Below are 21,673 nucleotides of genomic sequence, written 5' to 3' on the forward strand. Positions count from 1 at the left end.
GGTGGTCAGTCGCCCTTGGCGCCTGTTACAGCCTTAACCTCAGCCAACAAGTCCCCAAGCTTGCCGTAGTTCACCTTCACGCCCTCATCCAGATCCAGGCTAATTCGCTGGTCTGCGTGGTGGCGAAGTTTTTCGTCGAAGGTGGCGAGTTCGGCTTGCTGGTTATGGAGAGTGGCAAGTTCCTTTTCAAGGCGCTTTTTCTCGGACGTGACTGTTTCGTTTTCGATGTCCGTGGCTAGCTTGTTAGCGTAGGTGTTGAGCTTGGCGGTGAGGGGGATGACGTACTCTGTACGCATGCGCGCCAGGGTGCCTTCGTTATAGCGGTGAAGGTAAACCAGGCACTCGAAGGCCTTGTGCTTGCCGGAGCTAAACAGCCAGTAGATGGGGCGCTTTTTGTAGGTCTTGAGGTGGTCTTTGTAGAACTGGGTGCTCAGGTAACGGCGTATGGTGTCTAGCGTCGATTCGCCACGCTTGGGCTTGATTGCATAGAGGCACAGACTCTCGGCAATAAAGTCGAGGTTTTCCTGCAGATGCTCCTCGCCCCAGACAGTGCGAACAAACTCGCGGAAGCGGTTGGTTGCGTCGTCGACGAACCATTCCTGATCGGTCAGCGGCAAGATGCCATCGATATCGGCGGGGAAAGTTTTATAGGCACCTTCGGCGACGAGTTCGGAAAAGCCTTGGTTGCCAGCATGTGCATAGACTAGGCCTTCACGGTCTAGGGAGTAGCGACCCATTACGCAGCCAAGTGCATAGCTAAGAATTTGAATGAGATTATCGCCGGATTGATCAGCGGCATCAAGAGCGTTATTTTTTAACTCAACCGAAATATCCTCCTCCAAATACAGCTCCGAAATAAGCTCTTGGTTAATTGTTTTTTCTATTGATGTAAGATCATTATCAGCCTGCTCGCGTTTGATTCGTACGCATTCAATCCCTTCTCGAATTAAATTCCCGGAAAAAACCGTTGTGTTTCCGAAGTCAAAAGATATTTCGTTGCGATCCCACTCTTCATTAGAGATTACATAGGCTCTCTTGGCTAAATTTGAAATCCCTCCCTTAAGCGATTCACTTACTTTCGGAATTGGCATGGAGCTAACCACGCCGTTACTGTAATGAATGCCTTGCAGTGAGATCTCGAGGAAGGTTTGGAAAACAGAACTATTGATATATCCCAAGAGCCAAAACATGTCATCTTCATTTGTAGGGAACATAGTTGGCCCAGATACATCGAAGACAAATCCTGAAGGTACATATCTTGCGCCAAATAGATTTGTTGTGAGATCGGACCAGCTAATGCCGCTGCGAAAGTAGAATGGCATATTTTTAGGCTTTGAATTGCTAGGAAGACAAAGCCCTTGCTCTAGCTTAGTCAGCTTGTCTTGCTTGATATCTGCACCATCGTTTTCCCAATTGACAACCCAGTCAAGATTTCCATACCATCGCCTAAAGGTCCCGCCCTTGTTGTGGGGAAACCATTTAAACCCACTATTAGAAGCAGCCTCTCTCGATGGAAGGTTAAATCCTATTTTTGTGTGCGACACCTCCCACCAGCATCTTAAAAATTCGTCATTATTTGCAGTTGCAAGCCCTTGACGAGGTTTTGCTATATCTGCGATAGATGGGCTTTTGGCAAATAGCTCACGAAATGATGCGCTGGCCCAATATGCCAGCGGGCTACCTGGTAAAACATTAAATTCATATTGAGCAGTATGATTAAAGACATCTTTTTTGGCATGAAATGCATCTATTTTTTCGCCCTCCACCCCGTCCACTAATCGCTGAAATGTAGGTTTCCATCCTTTTATCGAGCAGCCTTGAATACAGAATGCTGCGACTTGGACTACCTCTCCGGATATCTGAGAAAATGCTCGAGGGCCAAGATGCAATAACGATACTATTGAGTTCGCGTCTATTATTTTTTTTCGCATCTTCTCGTGTGAAGATAGAAACATCCAGCTTTGCATTGCAACCATCGCTAAATGGCTGCTAGCGTTTAACTGGCGCAATCCGCGCTCCATAAACATTGAATAGATGTCTGTTTTGCTACTCTCATAATATTTTGCAGCAAACCCCTTGAGCTCGGAATTCATCATTCGAGTGCCCATATATGGAGGGTTAGCTATGACTGCATCGTACTTCTGCGCCAGTATCCACGCCTGTTGCAGAAAGGGAATAAGTTGCTCCGCTGCTGGTTTCTGCATCACGTCGCCGTCACGCACCAGTTGTCGCATCTGTTCAAGCAGCTCTCCCAGCGGCTCGGCATCCTCGGCCGGCACCTCGATCAGCGAACCGAAGGTCTTAGCCTGGCTGAAGCGGGCCAGAGTGTTTTTCAGCAGGCTGAATCGGTTGTCGGTCGGTGCGGAGCTAAGGTCGCACTGATCCTGATCGAATAAGTTCTGCGACTGGCCAAGCTGCCAGTCGCTACTCAGATTGAGGGCGCTCCACAGCGCGGACACGTCAAAGTTGCGGCTTTCCTGCAGAGACAGCACATTTAGTTTGAAGCCATTATCAGCCACGCGGCTGAAGATACGCCGGTCGTCCTCACGGGCCAGCATCATCAGAGCGAAGCCGGCGAGCTGCCCGGCGCGGTCGTCGATATCCAGGCCGAACAGGTTATTCCCCAAGATCAGCTGTGGAATATCGCGGGAGCGGAAGCCGCGCTCGGAGTAGATATCCTTGAGCACCTTATAAGCCTCGACCAGGATATGGCCAGAACCGCAGGCTGGGTCGAGTACCTTAATGGTTAGCGGATCGATGCTGTCCGGGGTGATGGCCGCCAGCTGTCCCTGCACATCCGGGCCTTGCTCCGTTGGCTCGATGTAGTAACTCCACTTGGCTTTGAGCGGCGAGTCTGGATAGGTCTGCAGCCACTGGCGGCCCACAGAGTTCTGCACCAGGTACTGGACGATCCAGTTGGGGGTGAACAGTTGGGTGGCGGCGGGAATATCCTCGCTTTTCACCACCTTGCCGATGACCTGATCTTTCCTCTCGGAGATGTAGAACTGGTAAAGCCAGCCGATGATCTCTACGTCCTGCCAGTCCTCTTTGGGAATGGCGCTGACGAGCTCGCGGATCAGCGAGTCGGTCTTGGTCAGGTTGTCCGGCAGCAGCAGCTCAGTGGCGTCGTCGACCGCCTCAAAGAGAAAGGGCATGGCCTTGTGCAGGGCATGGCACTGGGCAAGCAGTAGCTCGCGGTACAGTTCTTCATCCTTGGTGCCGTCGAGTTTCAGTTCGGCAATGCGCGGCCGGTCTAGGCCTTCCAGCTCGATATCTAGGCAGTCGTCAAGGATCTGGAAGCTGCCCGTCTGAGTTGGATGGCTGAGCACACAGCGGCCGTGTTCGAGATACCCCTTTAGCTCCATATAACGGATAGCGCATAGACGGTTGAACCAGCTGTAAGCCGACTGCTCCATGGTCTGAGCAAAGCCCATTTGCTCGACCTTTTTCACCAACGCGGCGCGAGGCCGGATGATGCTGGCCGGGAAAGGCCGATCTTCGATCAGGGCCAGATCGCCTTTCTGCTCCAGCGGCTCGATGCCCATGCTGGGGATGCTGGACTCTCTGATGCCAAACAGCGCCGCGCGCTTGGTCATTGCGGCAATGAAGGCGGTGCGTGCCTTGGGGGCGTAGCGTTTAATGTTGTTGGTGTTCATATGGGCTTTCCCTAATTCTACTTGAGCTGGTATTGCTGCGTTGCTGCGGCCTGGAGCTGGTCTCTCCCTCCTACCGGTCGCGCTGTGTCAGCGAATACGAACGCGTTTGTCTTGCTTAATGGCACTTTCCAGCTCGGCCTTGAGGGCCTCAATAAAGCGGTCAATATCGCTCTGGCTTTCTAGATACAATCCGTTCCCTAGTTTGTTAAACACGCTGGTCGCTGCCACCTCGAATACGGGTTTGGGCTGCGCTACAGGTTTTGAGGTTGGCACGAGGGCAGGCGCTCGGTCTTTTTTGACGCCGCTTGCCGAATTGTCCTGCTCCTGCTGAAGCTTCTGCTGGCGCTCGGCCTCGGCCTGGATGGCACGTTCCAGATCGAATACACCGTCATGCAGGCGCTCGTCGGCGGTCTGGGTTTGCAGCATGTAGATATTGGCGATGCTGGTTTCGGTCTCAAGATCCGCCTTGACCAGCTGTAGCGGGCGCAGCAGCCGGTTACTCAGCTCGGCGGTTTCGATGCCGCTCTTAGTAATCTCGGCCTGCAGTTGGGCGATCTTCTCGTCAACACGCGCCAGGGCATGTTGACGCTTTTCACCTAGGATGCCTGCGTTAATGGCTTCAACCGCTTCAACCAAGGTAGCGACTTGGTGTAATTGGCCGTAGGGCGCGGCGTTCTGTTCGATGGCCTTCAGCTCAGTTAACGCTTTGCGGGCTTTCTCATCTTTATCCAGCGCGGTTTTATTTTTGTCGAAACGACGCAATGCCTGCTGCAGTTGCTGCCAGGTATGCAGCTGGTTGGTGAAGAACTCATGTAAGTCACGGTAGTCCTCTTCCAGATCTAGGAAGTCATCCTTGTTGTCGACCACAACCTTAAAAAAGTCGACGCTGTCAGTGTTGCTGAGCAGGCGCTGCAGGATGAGCAGGGCCTTTTCGACGGCTTCTTTGCCAGGAAAACGCCCGGCGCTAACCGTTGCTTTGTATTTTTCCAGGTTGGTGCGCCAGCTGCCGAAGTGTCCGGAGTAATACTCGAATAATTCCTTCTCGCCTGCGGGGCCAAGGGCGTTGAACAGCTCTTGGGTCAGATTACGTGCTTGCTTGAGTAGTCCTTCGTCGGTCTGGCGCTTCTTCTGCACCGAGATTTCACGACGCTTACGGCTGTTGGTAAGGTACTCGAAGGCGTCCGGCAGCGGCATGCTGGGGCCTGCGGCGTGGAACGAGATATGGCTGGAAGCAGCCAGGCGACCGAGGACCAGCAGGATCTCTCCGTCCGGCCAGCCGTAGGGGCGCTTACTGAAGCGTTCGATGATGTCGGCGACCAGTAAGCGTTCGTTACCGGAGGCGCGCAGTGAGATGAACTGCTCAACTTCCTTGATGGCCTGCGGGTTGCCTTCGTCACCATCGAGGGTCAAGCCGAGTTGGCCGATGTCATTGGTGTGCAGAATGGCGTGGAGTTCACGCTCGGGCTCCTGCTGTAGTACTCGCAGGTAGCCCAGTTTGGTGAAGGTGTTTTCGAGGAGGTACTGGCACGCTTCGTCGAACTTGCTGACGATACTGTTGCTGTTGAGTTTCAAGTGCTGGCCCTGCGCATAGACCTCCGCGCGCTCGGTCAGCTCTTCCAGCAGCAAGCGCAGGCGCTTTTTACGCTCCTGGTTCTCTCGGCCGCGTTCGGCGAGGATCTTGCTCAGCTCAGGTTGGCTGCCGTCGTCGTTGAGGCGGATGAACTTGTTGGTCTTCAGCCAGGTGCGCAGTTCGGTGAAGAAATCCTTGCTGTCAGGTAATTTGAACAGTGCCATGCCGGCAGGAGCTTCGTTGCTTTTATTGATGCAGCCGGCTTCGCCATAGAGGGCGTAGTCGAGATCCAGTGGCGAGATCACTTCGACACGGAGGTCGTGCTCGTAACGGCCTTCCAGGCTGTGGCCGTCTAGGTAGCGACCGATGCTGTAGTCGGTCTTGTTGACGCTGTAGCGGAACTTGTTCTTGTCCTTGAGCAGGTCTTTGTAGATCAGATCCGAGAGTGCCTTGTTCTCTTCTGAACCGGCGATCTCTGTGGCCTTTATCTTGCGGGTGATGTCGCGTTCCTCGTTAGTGAGGAAGACAAACTCGTCGCCGTTGCGGGTGATCAGGCTTTCCTTTTCAAGACGCTGGAGGGTTTCTTCGATGTTGCGCCGTAGAGCCAGTTTGTCTTCGTCTACCTGTTCGATGGATAGGGTGACGAGGTTGTCTAGGGTGCCCTTGATCAGGTCGACATAGCGGATCATGAACAGGGTGCGCAGGATTTGGACATCGAAGGCGTCGAGGACGCTGCTCTCGCCTGCCTGGTCGATTGTGCGCTTGACGGCTGTATCGAGGAAGCCTTCGACGGCGCGGTAGAAGCTGTACATGGGAATCAGCGCGCCGAGCGGTTTATCCGCAATGGCCATGGCTGCCATCTGGAAGGCATCGAGCATGGAACGCTCGCCATAGGCCAGGTGTGCCCCGGTGGCACCGACCTTGCGAATTTCCTCGAAGACCTTTTGCACCAGCTGGAAGTGGTACGGCGCAAAGGGGTAGTTGCTGATGAAGCTTTCCGGACCATCGAAGTTCTTCAGGGTCGGGCCGGAGCGGTCAAAGGTGATCTGGTTGCGCAGGATGTCGCCTTTCTGTTCCCAGAGGGCGCGCAGCTCGGCTTCAGCTTCCGGTGTTTTACGCAGCAGACGCTTCTGGATGACCTCGTCAGTGTTGGAGCTGGACAGTGAAAGTCGGGTTTTGAAGCGCCCGGCAATTTTCGAGAAGTCGTTGGCCTTGGAGGCGGACAGCTCGCCCAGCACGGCATCCATATCGGCTTGAGAGGTGACGATGATCCAGGCGCGGCCTTTGCAGATGGTGCCGAGGTTTTCGGTGATGGTCTGCAGGGTTAGCATCAGTTTGGTATCGCTGCCGATGAACTGGCCGACTTCGTCCACCAGAAATAGCACGCGGTGTTTAGCTGGCTGGGTGTCGAGGTACTCACGCACCCAGTTGCAGAAGTTCTCGACCGAGACGCTGAACGTTTGTTCGGAGTCTTCGAACCATTTGTGCGCAGCCTCAGCAGACAGATCGAGGGCTGCGGCTACCGCTTGCTCAATGTCATCCTGGTAGAACTGATAGCCATCACGCTCCTCAGTCCAGTCCATCCCGGTGGAGTCATTAAAGGCTTGCTTGAATCGCTCGTAGACGCCGCGCTGGGCCAGATGACGCTCCATGTGGGCGATGTGGGGATGGTCGCCACTGAAACCTTGATGCTCGTTGAACACCCGTAGGAAGACATTGAGGATCGGGTTGCCAGCATCGTTGGAGCTGGCTTTGCTGTCGATGTTAAACAAGATGACATCGGCACTGTTGGCAACGGCCTTGTCGATGTCGGCACGGATGGTGGCATCACGCAGTTTGCTCGCATCAAAGAACGAAACAGCCTTGCGGGCATTGCCTTGGTCGTCGCGCGCTTCGATGTTGGCCAGCAGGTATGACAAGGTCTTGAGGAAGTGCGACTTACCCGAGCCGAAGAAACCGCTGATCCATACGCCCACGCGGTTGGCGATGGAGGGATCGTTCAAGTCAGTACTGTAGGACTCGAAGAAGCTGCGGAAGTGTTTTTCCAGCTCGTTGGTGACAACGTACTCATCCAGCTCTTGGTGCACGGTTGCGTCGTCGGACTGATCCGCCTTAACCACGCCGTTGATCGGGCGATCGAGTTCCTTGAAGAAAATATCTTTAATGCTCACGGCAATCGTCCTTATTTATCAGGGAACCAGCTTGAAGGCGCGGTAGTAGTTGTTGCTGGGAATGCGGTCGAACAAGGCGAGTGACTGCCCTGAGTAATGACCGGGGTAAAAAAGAACCAGAGGCTTGTGGCCAAGCAGCGCGTGTAGCTTGTTGAGAAGGTTGTGGGCGCGAAGAACCGGCCAAACTGAGCCAACGCCACTGATTAGCACCACGTCGTGTTGATCGGCGTCGCTGTGTTCCATTAGGAAGGGCGCGAATTTGTCCATATGCAGCGGTCCGGACAGCGCCTTGAGCAACGCGAGGTCACCTTTGGTTTGCTGCATCTGAATGGCTTTTTCAGTGAAGCTGCGTTGATCCAGATATTCGCGCATAGCCTGCAGCAAATTGATATGAGCCACTTTGAGCTGGCTATGCTTCTTGGCGAGGAACCCCTGTAGAAAACTGAGGTATTCGCGCACCTGCAGCTCGTCCTCGGGGGCGTAGTCGAAGATCCAGAAACCGAGCTCATTGCCCAATCCTTGGCTCCTCAAGAACTCTTCGGTGAGGATCTTGTCTGGGATCTGGTTTAGCCGATCCTGCAGTTGCTGATTCATGCGAACACTCCTTATTCCACGCCTACTGTCCGGTGGCATTGGATACTTCCAAACAGGCTTTTATGCGATAGCGGTAGCTGTCATCCAGCAATACGCGGACCTCTGACCGAATTATCAGGTTTTGTAGTTTCATGTTGCGGGTGCTTTTCAACAGGCCGACCTCGGCCAGCATGCGATAGACAACCTGCGCCATCTTCTTACGACTGGACTCCGTCCAGGTGGTGATGGTCGAATCTCGATGGCTGCGTTCCTCCAGAAACTCATTCCAGTGGTAGGGTTCGAGCACGTCGGCGCGGGTGACGAAAGCGTCCTTGAGGACGGTCTCGATGAATTCGACGAGGAGCAGGTTGCGCTCCATGGCCGAGCAGAACACCACTTGGGTAGCGAGTTCATCATCTCCATCTCGAATTGCCCGCCAGAAAGGGGCATCCAGTCGCTCCAGACGCTTGCGGATGGCTTGAGCCACACGCTTGGCCGAAGCTGGTGCGCGTTTCTGCAGTCGGTTCTGTTTCTGTATGACCTCATGCCATTGTTCAGGGCTGGCGTCCTGCAGCAGCAGGTCTGCAACGATGCGTGATTCACGCACCTGCAACGAGCCGCCGATTAAGTCAGAGTCGTAATGGAAGCTATGCATGCCTATTCCCCATCACTGCTAAAAAGGAAGGGAGTTAGCTTGGCGCGATCAGCTGGAAGCAATTGCAATGGATGCTCGCGTACTCGCTCGGCTTCTTCTGCGGTGATGGCCGCCTGATAGCGTTGAAGGGTGTAGTGGGCAAGTGCTGTGCGAACAGTCAGCTGTAGGCGTCCTTCCGGCATGCCGAAGTCGCGTTCAACTAAAGACTTTTGGGCATCACTGAGTAGCTCATTAGGGATCAGTGTCAGGTTGACTTGGTCGTGCCAGCTACTGTCTGTACTTGATAATGGGGCGTGAGCGTCGCACGATTTTGGCGTGCGACAGATACGTGAGAGCAAAAAGTCGCGGAAGGCTTGGCGCTTATGGCACCAAGCGCGAACGTGCCAGCGAAAACCGGTATAAACGAGCGTGTGAGGTGATATCACGCGCTCATGAATTTGCGGGTTGGACATGGAAGCGTAGAGCACTTTCAGGCTGCCGGCATTGCGGCAGGCTCTGATCAACTCGCGAACCACTTCAGGGCGGGCTGCACGGTCTGGAAGTTGGACAGTAGTGACGCTGGGGTGAGCTTCCAAAACCTCAGACACGGGCTGATCAGATTGCTCGCCGATTAGTGCCATGTACTCATTGATGTGTCCAGCGCTCAGTACAGGCTGAAAACCAGCCGTCGGCACATAGCCTTTAACTGCAGGGCTGTGGATTAGCGAGCCTGGATTGAATTCGCTGTTATAGCGATTGATGTCGGAAGAAGCTTGCTGGCGGCTGATGCCAAACCATGCCATCAACTGAGTGGTGATCAGGCGACCCTCCCAATAGCTGATTAGCTCTATCGCGCGTAGCCTGAGGAGGGCTTCGTGTTTGGGGAGGGGCATTGGCATTCCTGAATGTGAGCTGGTCCGGATAATGCCTGATACGAGGCGCCAGTGTAAATTTATTTACTGTAAAGTTTTTTGCGTTTTGAATGATTTTGCGTGAATCGCTGATAGCGTCGGCGCCCGGTGCGTGAAAAATAACGTCGATCGATTTTTAACGATCGCAATTCGTAAGTCCTATTTACAAGTTCACTTGGTCGGGCCGCATTGCCAGCAGCTTGAACAGGAAAAAATAAAGCGCACAACACTCATTGATGCTGCCGTGGTGCGGATGCTGTCGAAGCCTGTAGTGCGGAAGACGGAGCTGCCCAGAGGGGTCATCGTCGCCGATCAACACATTCGGTCCGCGGGCTTGCAGGCATTGCCTTCGGCCAGCGAAGGGTAGGGGAGTGACTTGATGCCATCCTCGCACTAGTGTTTGCAGGTTTCGCTACTGCCCACGTAGCGCGGTCGTGCCGTTGCATGGTCGGACAGGCTGTACTCGGCACAGAAGCACAGATCCGGCCTCGCCCATCTGTGGATCAGCTATACAGCCATGGCTCCAGTTCAGTTAGATTTTTCACGATGATCTGCTGGGCTTCAGGTCGGGGCTCCATTTTTGTAGGGTCGATCTGATAACGCTGCAATACATACTTCACCAGCGCCCTGCGAGTAGGGATCAACAGTTGGCCGTTCAGCATGCCGAAATCGGCTTCAATGATCGCCTTCTGTGTCGGAGTCAGTCGCGAGTCGGGCTCGATGACCACTGTTACTTCGGTATTCCAGTCTTCGTCTTCAGTAATGACATTTTCGGACTTGCCGAGCAGCTCGGGCTCACCGCGCAGCCGACTGAGCACAAAGTCGCGATACTGGCCGTTTTTCTCGCAATAGGCGCGTACGTGCCACCGCATCCCGGTATAGACCAAGGTGTGTGGCGCGATGAGCCGGCCTTCCGGAGCGGGATTGTTCAGTGATACGTAGTCAATGTCCAGGCGCAGGTGTTCGCGGCATGCCTTGAGCAGCGGTCGAAGAATCTTCGCCTTGATTGAGCGGTCCGGCACCTCCAACACCTTGGTGTGGGCGTAGGCCAGCGCCAGGCCTTCGATGTGCGGAGCTCGCTCGTTGTTCTGATAAAGCAGGTGCAGATAGGCACTGGCGCTGTCGTCGATGAACAGCGGTTTGAACTGCGTGCTCGGGACGTAGCCCTTGAGCTGCTTGTCATATGTCAAGTTTCGGGGCGCATGTTCGATGATGTAGGTATTGATGTCTTTTGACGCCTGCTGGCGGCTGATGCCGAAACTCTGGATCAAGTGTCCCGTGGTCAGCCGGCCCTCCCACCAGGCTACGGTCTCAATCAAACGATAGCGAAGTGCCAGATCCCAGCGGACGTGTTCGATGGACTGCTTGCGTTTCATAACCTCTCCATGTGTGCGAATACTTTACCTGTATAAGTCTACATTCTAGACCTGTCGTAAATCACTACATATCGTGTGATTGTCTTGAAGGCAAATCGAACTCACGGAGGAAGTGGGCATGAGTATGTCGGAAGCGGTTTCGATGGGTGCATTGGTTATGATGGGGGCAATCCTACTGGTGCTTTTGCTGCAATACCTGAGGTTGCGTGAACTCTGGCGAATGGCGGTTGCCTGCCGAAAGGACGTGCGCTGGGCGCGGATTTGGGAAGTGGAGAACCGGGAACTGCGCTCGGCGCTACGAGCGGAGAAAGCGCACATCGAGCAGTTGCAAAGAAAGCTGGTGATTTTGCAGGAATTGATTCCGGCAGAGGGGTGAGGTAAAGGGCATGAACAGACTTGAACGGATCAAAGGCTGCCTGCTAGGTGGTGCCGTCGGCGATGCGCTAGGCGCCCCAGTGGAGTTTCTCGAATGGTCTGCAATCGAAGCTAAGTTCGGTTCACAAGGAATCATCGATTTTGCCCCGGCTTACGGCATCACCGGAGCCATCACCGACGACACACAGATGATGCTTTTCACTGCAGAAGGCTTGCTTCGGGCGTATGTGCGCGGCAGTTCCCGAGGAGCTTGCCACGTCCCCAGCATTATTCATCATGCGTTGATGCGCTGGTTGATGACACAGGATTACCCGGCAGCGATGCCTGTCAGTCGGGACGGGTGGTTGGTCGAGCAACTTGCGCTCTGGTCTCGCCGCGCCCCAGGCACCACCTGCCTCAATGCACTCAAGGCCAGTCTGCGGCTGGGCGCAGTTGCTGAGAACAACAGTAAAGGCTGTGGCGCCGTGATGCGTGTCGCGCCCTGTGCGTTCTTTGCCAATGCCTTTGACTACGCTGCTCAGTCAGGGCGCCTGACCCACGGGCACCCTACGGGCTACCTGGCGGCCGGACTGTTTGCCGATATTCTCCAGCGCATTGTCGATCGGCAAGACAGCCTTGAGCACGCAGTCACTCAAAGCTTGGCCAATTACGGGCAAAAGCCCGGTATGGAAGAAACACGTAGTCTCATCGAACGCGTGCTTTTTTTCTTTTACGAGGGCTACAAGCCCACCCCGCAACGCATCGGCGAACTCGGTTGCGGTTGGGTCGCCGAAGAGGCGTTGGCTATTGGGCTGTGGTGCGCTCTGGCAGCGCGCTCGTTCGAGGAGGGCGTGATCACAGCGGTGAATCACGGTGGCGATAGCGACAGCACCGGGCTGATCGCCGGGCACCTGTTGGGTGTTCAGTATGGTGCTGCTGCGATTCCTGCTCGGTGGTGCGAAAAATTGGAGTTGCGCGAGGTGATCGTTCAGATTGCCGAGGATATTGAGCGCGTTCCGCGTGAGTACTGTGGGTATGGCGGAGAGTTTGATCAGCAGATTGAGCGGGTATATCCCGGTAATTGAGGGGGTTGATGTGAGGACTACCCGGTTACACAGAAAGCCCCATCCTTAAGCGGCGACCGTCAGCGAGAGGAGGGGGGAGCCCAAAGATCTTCGATGAAGGTACGAACAACGTCCGTGCCTTCGGCTTGGGACTCAATGTGATAACTTTCCGATGCCCACCCACTTGTTCAGCTTCGCGGCGAGGCAGTTCATGTGTGAGTTATTGTCATCAACGGATTGGTAGACCCCCTACTTATGTTTTGATCGTAAGAAGGACGGCCTGCTCTTCTTGCGCCTGCAAATTCGTGCAGACCTGCAAATTCAGAGTGACATACTCGTCCCAGGTGTACTGCTGAGCGTAGCGCATGGTGTATTGCCGATCCACCCGGCAGATGTCCGGGCGCTCTGCATAAATGGTACAGCGCTTGCCAAGTGCATCGTAATGCCTGCAAGTGCCGTCGCCACGATCCAGAAATTGGGTTTCGGCAGCCAGATGAACGAGCTGGCAGCACAAGCCGCATTGGGTGCAAGGGAAGGTGGAGGGGGGCGTAGTGTGGCTATGCATATAAAAGTATCACCGCCTTGAAGCGGTGCCGGTTGCGACTGGGGCATTTGAGGAAGGCCCGCGCGGGTACGCGGGCACTGTTTTTAAGCTGAGGGAGCGTCCAGGCCCGCTTTCTGTCCGTTTGCCACGGCTGCGACGTCTTGGATGCGCTTTTCCGTTGCTAGAACCAGATTGCCATCTTGATCCAGAATCGCAGTGTCGATCATGGCCTTGAGTAACTGAGCAAACTTGACCGAGCGGAAAACGATCTCCTTGCATTCATCCGTGAAGGTCCGGTAATCCACGCCATTATTCTCGATGACTTTTTTCAGCTCGCCCACGGTGCGGCGCAGTTGCGAGCTGATCTTGGAGAACGTGGCGTTCGCCAGGGAGGTTACCTGCTCAATGGCGCGCAGCTTGCCGGTCATCAGCTCGGCTTGATCGTGAATGGTGCGGGCCTGTTCCAGGTTGCTGCGCGCATTATTCAGAGCTTCTTCGCCCTTGTTACCCAGAACATGGCCGAAGATGGCCAGCGCCGGTCCAGCGACGATGCCTCCCAGCACCATCATGCCCCCGGCCATACCGTAGCCACCGGCTGCCAACGAACCTCCGCCCAGCCAGGCCAGCGTGGCGTTGGTGGCTGCCACGCCGCCGAGCGAGGAGATGGCCGTGCCTGTGCTGGCCGTGGCCAGCAGCATGGTGCCGTTGTAGGCACCAAAGGCCAGCGCTGCACCACCGCCCATGCCTGCGCCGAGACCGAGACCCGCATCCTTGAGCGCCTGGTAGTCCTGACGAAGACCGGCAAGGGTTTTATTGGAAAAATCGCCAGCGTTCAGTTTGTCCAGCTCTGGACTCTGACTGAGTTCGATGTTTTTCAGGCGCTCGAAGGTTTCGATAAATTCGGCAACCACTCCGTTGAACGCACGCAGCTTACGCTGGCCATAATCTTCCAATATGGCGTTAGTGGCCTTGCGTTGTTCTTCGACCTTTCGGTTGGCGCTATCGACCATGGAGCGTGCATCGTTATTAATGTCTTTGGCGTTGCTGTGGTCTATCGCGCCGCTGACGCCTTTGGCCGCACCATATATACCGGCAGCGGCTGCGACAGCACCAATGATCATAGGAATGGGCATGGTCGTTTCCTTATTCAAGAATAATCGAAATGGTTTTGCTGACTTCCTGATTCAGCGTTTCTGCACGCTCCAAGAGATCATCGAAAATGAAGTCTTCCAATTGATGGTGAAGCTGAAATTCTTTGAGGAGTGCCCATTCAACGCTGGTGATCGTGCCGTCGCGGAGGGCGACTAATAGCAGCTCGAAAAGGATGACCTTGGGCGCGGTCGGCAGCTCAAATTTCTTGTCTTTGAGTAATTCTTTCAGAACGGTCGTTGCAGCTTGCACCCGGGTTTCAGGCTTTTCCGCTTTGGAAACTGGATATTTTTTGAGGGCTTCGATGAGTTGTGCCGCCACATCATCGGACGGCTTTCCCCCAAACATGAAAGCAGCGGGGGAAGAACGTCCAAACATGCTACTGGAGGTGGAAGCACTTCCAAACATGCTAGTGGAGAGCGATGGCCGTGTGATGGACTGCTCAAGCTCAGTGATCATTTCGCGCTCTTTTTCGCCTTCTTGAATGGAAAGCGCACTGAGGTCGGTGCTGGAGGTAAATTCATCTGATGTCTTTCCATCCCACAGCAGCGGCTTGTCAGCTAGGGCCAACAGTTTTGCGAGATCAAGTAGATGTTTTTGGTCCGGTTCGGACAGAAGTTTGAGCAGCATGCAGGGTATCGTCCTTTTTCAGGTGTATCTTCAGGGCAAGTAAGGTTGGTTACAGCATCAGAGGGCTGTCGGAATTCATGAAGTCATCGAATTCCTCAATAGATTGGAATTGCAGTTCTTTTCCCAGCAAGGTGGCGTATCGATTGATAGTGGCTGCCAAGGCATCAACGCTGCCGCTACCGGCGGCATCCACAATGGCAAACAAACGTTTAGTTTCTTCCTGCAATTGAGGGATTTCACGACGCGTGAAGTCATCCAACTGCGCTTGTTCTTCGGCAATTTGGTCGCGGGCGGCGGCCTCAATGGCACGGATGCGCGCCAGTTGCTGACGGGAAAGCTCGACGCCACGGGCGGCGTCCAATGCGCTTTGGTAGAAGAGCGAAGAGAGGGTGTAGCCGATCATCCCGCCAATGGCAGCACCGACAAAGGGCACGGGAATGGCCAATTGTCCGAGTGCAGCCATCATGCTGCTGGAAAGCATGCCTGCGCCTTTCTCACCCACTTCGCTCAGTAATTGTGCCTCGCTGATCTCGCCGGTGACGTAGCGTTTCACCGAACTGCCCAGTGACAGGCAGATGTTGATCGCCAGCGCTGGAGCGTTGGTGCCGGCGAGCGTGCGCAAGGTTTGGTTGCTTGATTGTTGCATGCCACCTTTGAGCGCGGAGCCAGCGAAAGCCGTGGTGTATCCAAGGGCACCGGCTTTAACTGTGTCGAGGGCTAAATCCTGGGCAGCTTCACCCAATTGCTTTTTGTCTTGGGCGACGTTGAACGCATTGGTCAACAGCGAAATAACACCACCGATAACAGCGCCGTACTTCGCGCCCTCTATACCGGCCCGGTGGCTTGTACCGGCGATATCTTTCACCGTCTCGCGCAGCGGCTTTTCAGCGTAGTCGATGGCCTGCTTGGTAGTGATGCCAAGGTCAACGATGTCTTCTTCGGCAAGCTTGTCGAATCTGTCGGCACGGTCGCGGAATTGTTCGGCGAGCTCCGGTTTTCCCTTCTGTTCCGCCAGCAGTGCGTGTTTTCTCAAGCCTTCTGCACGCTTGTGACAGTAAGTCTTGGCGTCTTCGACCTGTTCGCTGGGTAGCTCCAGCTTTTTACCGAAGTATTTACTGTACTTGTGATCCTCATGACTAACCTGGTTGGCAACCTTGTTTCCGCTGGCCTCCAACTTGGTCTGGGCTTCGTAAATGATCTTGCCGTTTTCATCCACGCGGACCCGATCCACCGCTTCGCGGTACTTGGAATCGGTATCAATGCCGTAATGCTTCAAATCATCGCTGCGAATCGTGCGCTCAGAAGATTTGTTGATGATGGCTTCGGCGTTGTCACGACTGGTACCGGCAACTTCGCCAGCCCAGCCCGCTCGTTGTTTGACGCCGGTTTTTTCCTGGCTGATGCCTTTCAGGCCCTTGCTCAGTACTTTCCCGGCTTCATTGTCGACGCCTCTATAGGCTTTGACGAACTCGGCATTGGCACTGCCATAGCGGCTGACGGTTTCACTCGTGGAAAGTGCCGTTGCGGTGCGCCCGATATCCCGCTTGATTTCGTCTCTGCTGTCGTCTTGCACGCTCGCGGTTGAAGTAGGCGTAAAAGTGTCGTGGGACTTCATGGAGCCTCCTGGCAGGCGTGTGCATCGGTAATGGTGGCCGAGTGGTGTTGCATGGGTTGCGTATACAGCCCACTCATTTTTGTCAGCTTCTCTTTGATTACATCTACCCAACGTTTGGGCTCATGCAGGTGAACGCTCTCCCCCAACCCGAACACCCACCAAAGCGTTTCCTGATCGTCCGGCACTCGCGCGCGCAGGCGTTGCCAGTCGCTGCCTGGCAACGGCTTCAGGCTTTGCTCGGGGCTAAGCGGGGTTTCGTTCAGCAGCCAGGCGATATGCGGGGATACGTCGGCGATCAGTTCGTGGTGTTTGATCGGGCCGGGGCTGTTGAAGCCGCCGCTCTGGATGTAATGATCGATCTCGAAGTCGGGTTGTTCGCGGGTCGGCGCATCGAGGCACGCAGCCTGCTGGATGCGGTGCAGGGCGAATTGGCGAACGTCTGTGTAGCCTTCGACAGTACCTATCAGGTAGCTGACGGAGTGGCGCGAGATCATGCCAGCGGGGTGTATGCGTAGGGTCTTGTGCTCGCCTTTGCTGCGGCTGAGGTAGACGATCTCCAGTTGTCGCATTTCCAGTAGGGAAGTCGCCACCTGGGACCAGATGGCCGAGTCCACTTCGGCGGGCTGGAGCGCCTTGCCGTTGGGCAGAGTGCGTACGCGTTTGGCCCAGTGCGCCAGGTTATTATGTTCCAGCCCTTGGAGTTGCCGGTGCGCCAGGTCGAAATGGTGCGCCAGCAGGCTCAGCACACTGGGCGGCAGCAGCTTGCTCAGGTGGCTTTCGGCGAGGACGAATGCCAGTGCGGTGGGGGTGTCCAGTGCCGGAAAGTCGAATTGTGGAGTGTCCTTGGGAAAGCTCCAGAGATACGGGCGTTGGCTTTCGTCACAGAGCAGTGGAAAGTCCAGGGCGAGGCGGCCGATGAGGTCCCGTTGCAAGGTCCGACGGTCAATGTCGAAATTCTCGGCCTTGAGTCTTTGCAGCAGTTCGGTGGTGGAAATTCTCTTGGGCGCGCGCGGGATGAGGCGCAGCAGGGCCAAGTGCCTGAATAGCCTGTCTTTGGGATCTGACATGAGGGAACTGTGCTCGAATCAACCTTGATGGTTCGCTGGCGTCACATATCTGGCGAACATTCCATTAATGGCTTTTTAACACTATTTTGTTCTGCCCGCCAAGAGCGGATGGCCGAAGCTTCATGTCTGCTCAGTCCCGTTCGAAGGTCTGTTACGGAATTTTTCGCGGTCTAGTTCCCTCTTCAGTTCGTCGATCGCCTGGCTTTTCTTCATCACCACAGCACCAACAACCAATCCAATGGTAAAGCAGACCAACTCTTTCATGGGGAGCTCCTAGGGTGCTGACTTGGGGTGTTGAGAGCTATCCTCCACCAGCCATGCGACATTCTGTGTCGTTTAATGCATGGCGTTGTACCTAATCGACAGTGGCTATGTGGGGCTCCTCTTCGCTTGGTACACCTCTAGACCTCGCCATTTACTCGGCGTCATATTCGGGCAAATGCAGTGCAGTACAGCTCTACGGTCGCATAGCAGCCCCGGCTCGCCATAACGTGGCCAACCGGGGGCGTGGCAGCACTTGGTCGGAATTCCGAGTAATCCTTACTACCACTTAAATCGTGAGGACCTGGTTGGGCAGCTGTGTTCTTCCACCGAACAAGTTTTCTCTGCAAGTCGGCTACCAAGGGCTTTGTGGATGGCGGCCATGGTTTTGAATAAAGCCGAGGTTAAGTACAACCGCTGGATCACGACAAAAAATAAGTGATCGGGTACCGTGCCGATGACTGCCCAGGCATCAGCCAAGGGCAGTCTAATCGGGCGGTGTGAGCCTAGGAGTTACAGGTAACCCCGTTCCGCCAACGACACGCAGCCTTCATGGCCCACTACCACATGGTCCAATATTCGTGTGCCGACCATGTTCAGAGCGTTCTTGAGGATGTTGGTGAGCGTGCGGTCGGCTTGGCTGGGCTCCGGATCACCGGAGGGATGGTTGTGAACCATAATTACGGCCGCGGCATTATGTTCTAGAGCGATCTTGACCACTTCCCGTGGGTACACACTGGTACCGTCCAACGTGCCTCTGAACAGCTCCCTGAAGCCTATTACCCGGTGCTTGGTGTCGAGCAGTAGCAAAGCAAAGACTTCGTGCTCGTGGTACTGCAGCAGTGTTTGCAGGTGGCTGAAGACCTGCTTGGGCTCAGTCAGTGCCCGGCCTTTAGACAGGCGACTCATTGCCAGTTGTTGAGCCATCTGCAGGATGTCGGCCTCGGTGACCGGTGATTCCATGACATAGGTGCCGGTCGTTTCACCGGCTTTGAGCTTGTGATATTTCATGGGTATTCTCTTGAATTGGAGGACATTGGGTCAGGTTGGACGCGTAATCAGTGGGCGCGAGCAGAGTGGTCGCTGCCGCTTTGGAGGGATTTGGATTCCAGTTTTTGTACCAGTGAGGTTTTGGCAGGGGCCGCTGGTTTGGGGGCTGCTTCTGTCTTGCTGGTCTGATCTTCAGCTGCGGGAAAGAACTCCTCGACGATGGCCCCGGTGTCCTCATCACTGTCTTCAAAAGCTCCGTTGCTAAAGCCCTGTTGTGCCGCGTGATCCAAGGCGGTCTGATCAAAGCCTGCGGCTTGCCGGGTTTCCTCCAGTTGTTTGGCTTCCAGCAAGGCGTCTTCTAGGCTAAACCCGCTGCGCACGGTGATGTCCACGTAGAAGATCGGCGTGCCGTGGCTTTGGCGGGTGGACTTGCCGCGAAGACGCAACTCCAGCGGCAGGCAGGCGAGACGGTCTCCGGAAATGGCTTGTAGGTAATGTAGGCGTGCCGCCAGGGTACGGATGCTGTTGTAGCCCGTGGTACGAAAGACAAAGCTGCCCAACGGATCGTCATCGCCAATCACCACGTTCAGCCGGCCGTAAGGCTTGCAGGCATTGCCTTGAGCCAATGAACAACCATCCGGTGAAGGGCAGGGCAACGACTGAATGCCGTCCTTGGTCAAACGCTTGCAGGTCTCACCATTGCCTACACAGACTGGTCGTCCGGTGTTACGGTCGAACAGGCTATAGTCAGCCCGAAAGTTGAGGTCGGGCTCGTTGAACAGCAGCCGGATCGGAATGCTGCGCAGCTTGCCGTCCTGGCCATTGCGCAGCTCCTCGTTGAGTGGATGCAGTAACCAGCCGTCGCGGCTCTGTACTTGGGAGGTGAGGGTGAATTGATCGTCCTTTTCCGGCAGACGCTTGCCGTTCTTTTCGACGACCTTGCCGATGGAAATGCGGCCCAAAATCGGGGGCGTGATGGCTAAACCTTTGAGCATGGGAGTTCCCCTGTATCTGAACTAAAAACGCCACCGAGACCGCGCAAACGGCCAGGGTGGCGCTGGAGAGAAAGGGCATGGGAATAAGGGAGGAGCGAACAAACGTTCAGGCCAGCAGAAAACGCCGACTGCCGGTTTTGGTGGTCGAGTAGCGCACTTGCAGATGGGGCTTTTCTTTCAGCAGACGGGGGATATCCAGGGCCACGCTGTCTTTGGCTTTCTTCCAAGTGATGTAGCCAGTTGCGAAGATCGCCCGACTGGCATCGCCCATGGCCTGTTGCAACGTTTGCTTGAGCTGAGCTTCCTGCTTCTCCTGCAGAGCAATCGATTCTCGCACGCTCTGTAGTTCGGTAAAGGTCGTACAGAGCCTCGTGTCATGGCTGAAGTCCAGGCTTTGCCCACTGTCCTGCGGGTAAAGGCAGCGCAACGCCTGCTCCGCCGAGGCAGATCCGTCTGCCGGCGGCGGGGTATCACTGACGACGTAATCCCAGAACAACCGCTCCAGGTCGATCAGCCGAGCAATCAGTGGTTCATCGCGTTCAATGCGATGGATTTCCAGGTGCTGACCACCGAGCAGTACCGCCACATCAGCGGCCTGCTTGCCGGTGACGGCGAGCTGGTGCATGACTTGCAACTGCACATACTCGGGCACACCCTCCTTCCAGAGGCGTGCGCCGTTTATGCCGGCGGTTTTGCATTCGAGAATCTGCACTTCTGATGCGCCGATCACCTCACGGTCGATATTGGCCAGCATCCAGTTCAACTGCGGAGCCGGGTGTTGCAGCACGGCATTGATCCGTCGCACCCGGTGACCGCTACGCTTGGTGTAATGCGCAGCCACGATAGGCTCCAAAATGTTGCCCCAGTAAGCCGGGCTTTCCTCGTCTTGCGGATCGAGCTTGGGCAGTGATTCATCACGCCCGGTTTTCTCCAGCCACAGCTCCAGCTGGGACTTGTAAGGGTTCAGGCCCACGGCAGCGGCAGCATCCGAGCTGCCGATGCCTTGTTTACGCACGGCCAACCAGTCCTCACGCGGCAGTTGTTTAGTCCCCACCAGGCGTAAGGCAGGACGGGGTTTGCTGCTGGGGTGTCGCAGAGTTTGTGTGCTCATGATGTTTTCCTGTGCGGCATAAAAAACGCCCGGCCAGCACGAGGCTGGCCAGGCGTTTTAAGGAGTGAGAAGAATGAGAAGGGGGTGAGGTTGATGAAGACAGCGAAAACAGGGGCTAAGCTGCAAGTTGTAGCGCAGCCTCCAGCGCCCGTTGCTTGATCTGTGCACCTTGACCGAACCAGGCAGAGTCCATGCGGTATTCGTTACTACGAGCCCTGCGTTCGTGATCGACATACTCGGTCACAGCATTGAGCAAGCCCCACGCAGTTCCTTGGGCCGATTCCAGCGTGGCGCCGCGACCTCCGCCTTCGTACAGGCTTTGAACCTTGCGCAGTGCGCGCTCGTTCGGCAGGACTTCCGGCAGTTTGCTATTGGGGGTTACGTCACACAAAACGTTCATGAAGAAGCCCATCGCTTCATGCCACTGCACCTTGCGTTCAGCCAGTGCTCGCATGCGGTACATGAACTCGTCCCACTGGGAGACGGCGATGCCCAACTGTTTTTTCACTGCCTGCGGATCGAAGCGGGTGTTATGTGGCACCTTGATCGCCTTGGTCGTACCGTCCAGGGCAATGGTCAACGTGTTGTTGCAGACCACGCGCACGGTGGTCGGGGTGGCGGTAGTGGCCAATGTGCCGTCACAGGACGTGGCCAGCAGCAGGTAGCCATTCACCTGGTCGCTGCCCTTCAGCGCCATGCCTTGTCCTGTACGGGCCAGCGCCCAGAACTTGCGACCGCCTTTGAGCACTCCAGCGGTTTCCAGTTCGTAGCCCGAGACTTCGGTGAGATCGCGATAGAACTCCAAGACCTCACGCGGCTGCACGACCTGGTAGCGCTGAGAAACCACCGACAGTGGGGCCTTGGTGTCGGAGCGATACAGCACCTTCTGTTCAGGGAAAGTGTGAACATTGAGCCCAAAGTACCGATGCTAGATCTCGATTGCCGTCGGCTGTCCTGAAAACAAACAACATACAGCAGGAGATGCACAACAGAACAGCACTA

Annotated in this window: 17 protein-coding genes and 2 pseudogenes; 2 read left to right on the forward strand and 17 right to left on the reverse strand. The window is 55.4% G+C overall.

The genetic code is table 11. The features are described 5' to 3' along the window. Positions 1-5: 5 nt before the first annotated feature. From pglX to BMH52_RS18630, 7 genes and pseudogenes are all read right to left on the reverse strand, one after another. Positions 6-3,656 (reverse strand): BREX-1 system adenine-specific DNA-methyltransferase PglX, encoded by a 3,651-nt coding sequence (gene pglX, locus BMH52_RS18605; protein ID WP_073844622.1) that lies wholly within the window; start codon positions 3,654-3,656, stop codon positions 6-8. 87 nt (positions 3,657-3,743) lie between these two features. Continuing rightward, entirely contained in the window at positions 3,744-7,397 is a 3,654-nt protein-coding gene (gene brxC, locus BMH52_RS18610; protein ID WP_073844625.1) for a BREX system P-loop protein BrxC, read from the reverse strand. An 18-nt stretch (positions 7,398-7,415) separates the two neighbouring features. Next, the gene (locus BMH52_RS18615) at positions 7,416-7,991 is read right to left on the reverse strand and encodes a DUF1788 domain-containing protein (RefSeq protein WP_047303169.1); all 576 of its coding nucleotides are present in this window, start codon (positions 7,989-7,991) and stop codon (positions 7,416-7,418) included. 22 nt (positions 7,992-8,013) lie between these two features. Then, positions 8,014-8,625 (reverse strand): DUF1819 family protein, encoded by a 612-nt coding sequence (locus BMH52_RS18620; protein WP_073844629.1) that lies wholly within the window; start codon positions 8,623-8,625, stop codon positions 8,014-8,016. Positions 8,626-8,627: 2 nt separating this feature from the next. Then, positions 8,628-9,497, reverse strand: coding sequence for a WYL domain-containing protein (locus tag BMH52_RS18625; RefSeq protein WP_010656372.1), 870 nt, complete (start codon positions 9,495-9,497; stop codon positions 8,628-8,630). Between the two features lie 231 nt (positions 9,498-9,728). Next, positions 9,729-10,001 (reverse strand): annotated as a pseudogene (locus BMH52_RS29995) (hydrolase or metal-binding protein); the annotation flags it as partial. A gap of 17 nt (positions 10,002-10,018) precedes the next feature. Next, a complete protein-coding gene (locus tag BMH52_RS18630; RefSeq protein WP_073844631.1) occupies positions 10,019-10,891 on the reverse strand; it encodes a WYL domain-containing protein in 873 nt (290 codons plus the stop codon). A gap of 118 nt (positions 10,892-11,009) precedes the next feature. Here BMH52_RS18630 and BMH52_RS18635 point away from each other — a divergent pair, with 118 nt between their 5' ends. Further along, entirely contained in the window at positions 11,010-11,267 is a 258-nt protein-coding gene (locus BMH52_RS18635) for a hypothetical protein (RefSeq protein ID WP_073844633.1), read from the forward strand. A 10-nt stretch (positions 11,268-11,277) separates the two neighbouring features. Beyond that, entirely contained in the window at positions 11,278-12,330 is a 1,053-nt protein-coding gene (locus BMH52_RS18640) for an ADP-ribosylglycohydrolase family protein (RefSeq protein WP_073844635.1), read from the forward strand. Positions 12,331-12,562: 232 nt separating this feature from the next. Here the strand turns inward: BMH52_RS18640 and BMH52_RS18645 are convergent, their stop codons facing one another. The 10 genes and pseudogenes from BMH52_RS18645 to BMH52_RS18690 form a co-directional block, all read right to left on the reverse strand. Further along, positions 12,563-12,874 carry a YkgJ family cysteine cluster protein gene (locus tag BMH52_RS18645; protein ID WP_073844637.1) on the reverse strand — a complete coding sequence of 104 codons (312 nt, stop codon included), beginning with the start codon at positions 12,872-12,874 and terminating at the stop codon, positions 12,563-12,565. Positions 12,875-12,957: 83 nt separating this feature from the next. Continuing rightward, positions 12,958-13,986: a hypothetical protein gene (locus BMH52_RS18650; RefSeq protein WP_073844639.1), complete on the reverse strand. Its 1,029-nt coding sequence runs from the start codon at positions 13,984-13,986 to the stop codon at positions 12,958-12,960. Positions 13,987-13,996: 10 nt separating this feature from the next. Then, positions 13,997-14,632, reverse strand: coding sequence for a hypothetical protein (locus BMH52_RS18655; protein ID WP_073844641.1), 636 nt, complete (start codon positions 14,630-14,632; stop codon positions 13,997-13,999). A gap of 49 nt (positions 14,633-14,681) precedes the next feature. Further along, on the reverse strand, positions 14,682-16,247 hold the full coding sequence (locus BMH52_RS18660) for a hypothetical protein (protein ID WP_073844643.1): 1,566 nt from the start codon (positions 16,245-16,247) through the stop codon (positions 14,682-14,684). Continuing rightward, on the reverse strand, positions 16,244-17,314 hold the full coding sequence (locus BMH52_RS18665) for a YafY family protein (RefSeq protein ID WP_073844645.1): 1,071 nt from the start codon (positions 17,312-17,314) through the stop codon (positions 16,244-16,246). The genes BMH52_RS18660 and BMH52_RS18665 overlap by 4 nt, the downstream gene beginning before the upstream one ends. Before the next feature lie 120 nt (positions 17,315-17,434). Next, positions 17,435-17,578, reverse strand: coding sequence for a hypothetical protein (locus tag BMH52_RS29205; protein ID WP_155678135.1), 144 nt, complete (start codon positions 17,576-17,578; stop codon positions 17,435-17,437). 510 nt (positions 17,579-18,088) lie between these two features. After that, positions 18,089-18,586: a DNA repair protein RadC gene (radC, locus tag BMH52_RS18675; RefSeq protein ID WP_073844647.1), complete on the reverse strand. Its 498-nt coding sequence runs from the start codon at positions 18,584-18,586 to the stop codon at positions 18,089-18,091. 47 nt (positions 18,587-18,633) lie between these two features. Next, entirely contained in the window at positions 18,634-19,560 is a 927-nt protein-coding gene (locus tag BMH52_RS18680) for a hydrolase or metal-binding protein (protein ID WP_073844649.1), read from the reverse strand. 106 nt (positions 19,561-19,666) lie between these two features. Next, positions 19,667-20,671: a YqaJ viral recombinase family protein gene (locus tag BMH52_RS18685; protein ID WP_073844651.1), complete on the reverse strand. Its 1,005-nt coding sequence runs from the start codon at positions 20,669-20,671 to the stop codon at positions 19,667-19,669. Between the two features lie 115 nt (positions 20,672-20,786). After that, positions 20,787-21,581, reverse strand: a pseudogene (locus BMH52_RS18690) (DUF932 domain-containing protein); the annotation flags it as partial. Positions 21,582-21,673 lie beyond the last annotated feature (92 nt).

This window comes from Pseudomonas sp. BTN1 (assembly GCF_001907715.1).
GTDB classification, from domain to species: domain Bacteria; phylum Pseudomonadota; class Gammaproteobacteria; order Pseudomonadales; family Pseudomonadaceae; genus Aquipseudomonas; species Aquipseudomonas paracarnis.

Excerpts from the sequence above, each read along its gene's own strand:
- BMH52_RS18660 (WP_073844643.1), bottom strand. The coding sequence starts at position 16,247 with ATGAAGTCCCACGACACTTTTACGCCTACTTCAACCGCGAGCGTGCAA.
- BMH52_RS18665 (WP_073844645.1), bottom strand. The coding sequence starts at position 17,314 with ATGTCAGATCCCAAAGACAGGCTATTCAGGCACTTGGCCCTGCTGCGC.
- BMH52_RS18630 (WP_073844631.1), bottom strand. The coding sequence starts at position 10,891 with ATGAAACGCAAGCAGTCCATCGAACACGTCCGCTGGGATCTGGCACTT.
- BMH52_RS18650 (WP_073844639.1), bottom strand. The coding sequence starts at position 13,986 with ATGCCCATTCCTATGATCATTGGTGCTGTCGCAGCCGCTGCCGGTATA.
- BMH52_RS18685 (WP_073844651.1), bottom strand. The coding sequence starts at position 20,671 with ATGAGCACACAAACTCTGCGACACCCCAGCAGCAAACCCCGTCCTGCC.
- BMH52_RS18640 (WP_073844635.1), top strand. The coding sequence starts at position 11,278 with ATGAACAGACTTGAACGGATCAAAGGCTGCCTGCTAGGTGGTGCCGTC.
- BMH52_RS29205 (WP_155678135.1), bottom strand. The coding sequence starts at position 17,578 with ATGAAAGAGTTGGTCTGCTTTACCATTGGATTGGTTGTTGGTGCTGTG.
- BMH52_RS18615 (WP_047303169.1), bottom strand. The coding sequence starts at position 7,991 with ATGAATCAGCAACTGCAGGATCGGCTAAACCAGATCCCAGACAAGATC.
- BMH52_RS18645 (WP_073844637.1), bottom strand. The coding sequence starts at position 12,874 with ATGCATAGCCACACTACGCCCCCCTCCACCTTCCCTTGCACCCAATGC.
- BMH52_RS18625 (WP_010656372.1), bottom strand. The coding sequence starts at position 9,497 with ATGCCCCTCCCCAAACACGAAGCCCTCCTCAGGCTACGCGCGATAGAG.
- BMH52_RS18680 (WP_073844649.1), bottom strand. The coding sequence starts at position 19,560 with ATGCTCAAAGGTTTAGCCATCACGCCCCCGATTTTGGGCCGCATTTCC.
- BMH52_RS18655 (WP_073844641.1), bottom strand. The coding sequence starts at position 14,632 with ATGCTGCTCAAACTTCTGTCCGAACCGGACCAAAAACATCTACTTGAT.
- BMH52_RS18635 (WP_073844633.1), top strand. The coding sequence starts at position 11,010 with ATGAGTATGTCGGAAGCGGTTTCGATGGGTGCATTGGTTATGATGGGG.
- BMH52_RS18620 (WP_073844629.1), bottom strand. The coding sequence starts at position 8,625 with ATGCATAGCTTCCATTACGACTCTGACTTAATCGGCGGCTCGTTGCAG.
- pglX (WP_073844622.1), bottom strand. The coding sequence starts at position 3,656 with ATGAACACCAACAACATTAAACGCTACGCCCCCAAGGCACGCACCGCC.
- radC (WP_073844647.1), bottom strand. The coding sequence starts at position 18,586 with ATGAAATATCACAAGCTCAAAGCCGGTGAAACGACCGGCACCTATGTC.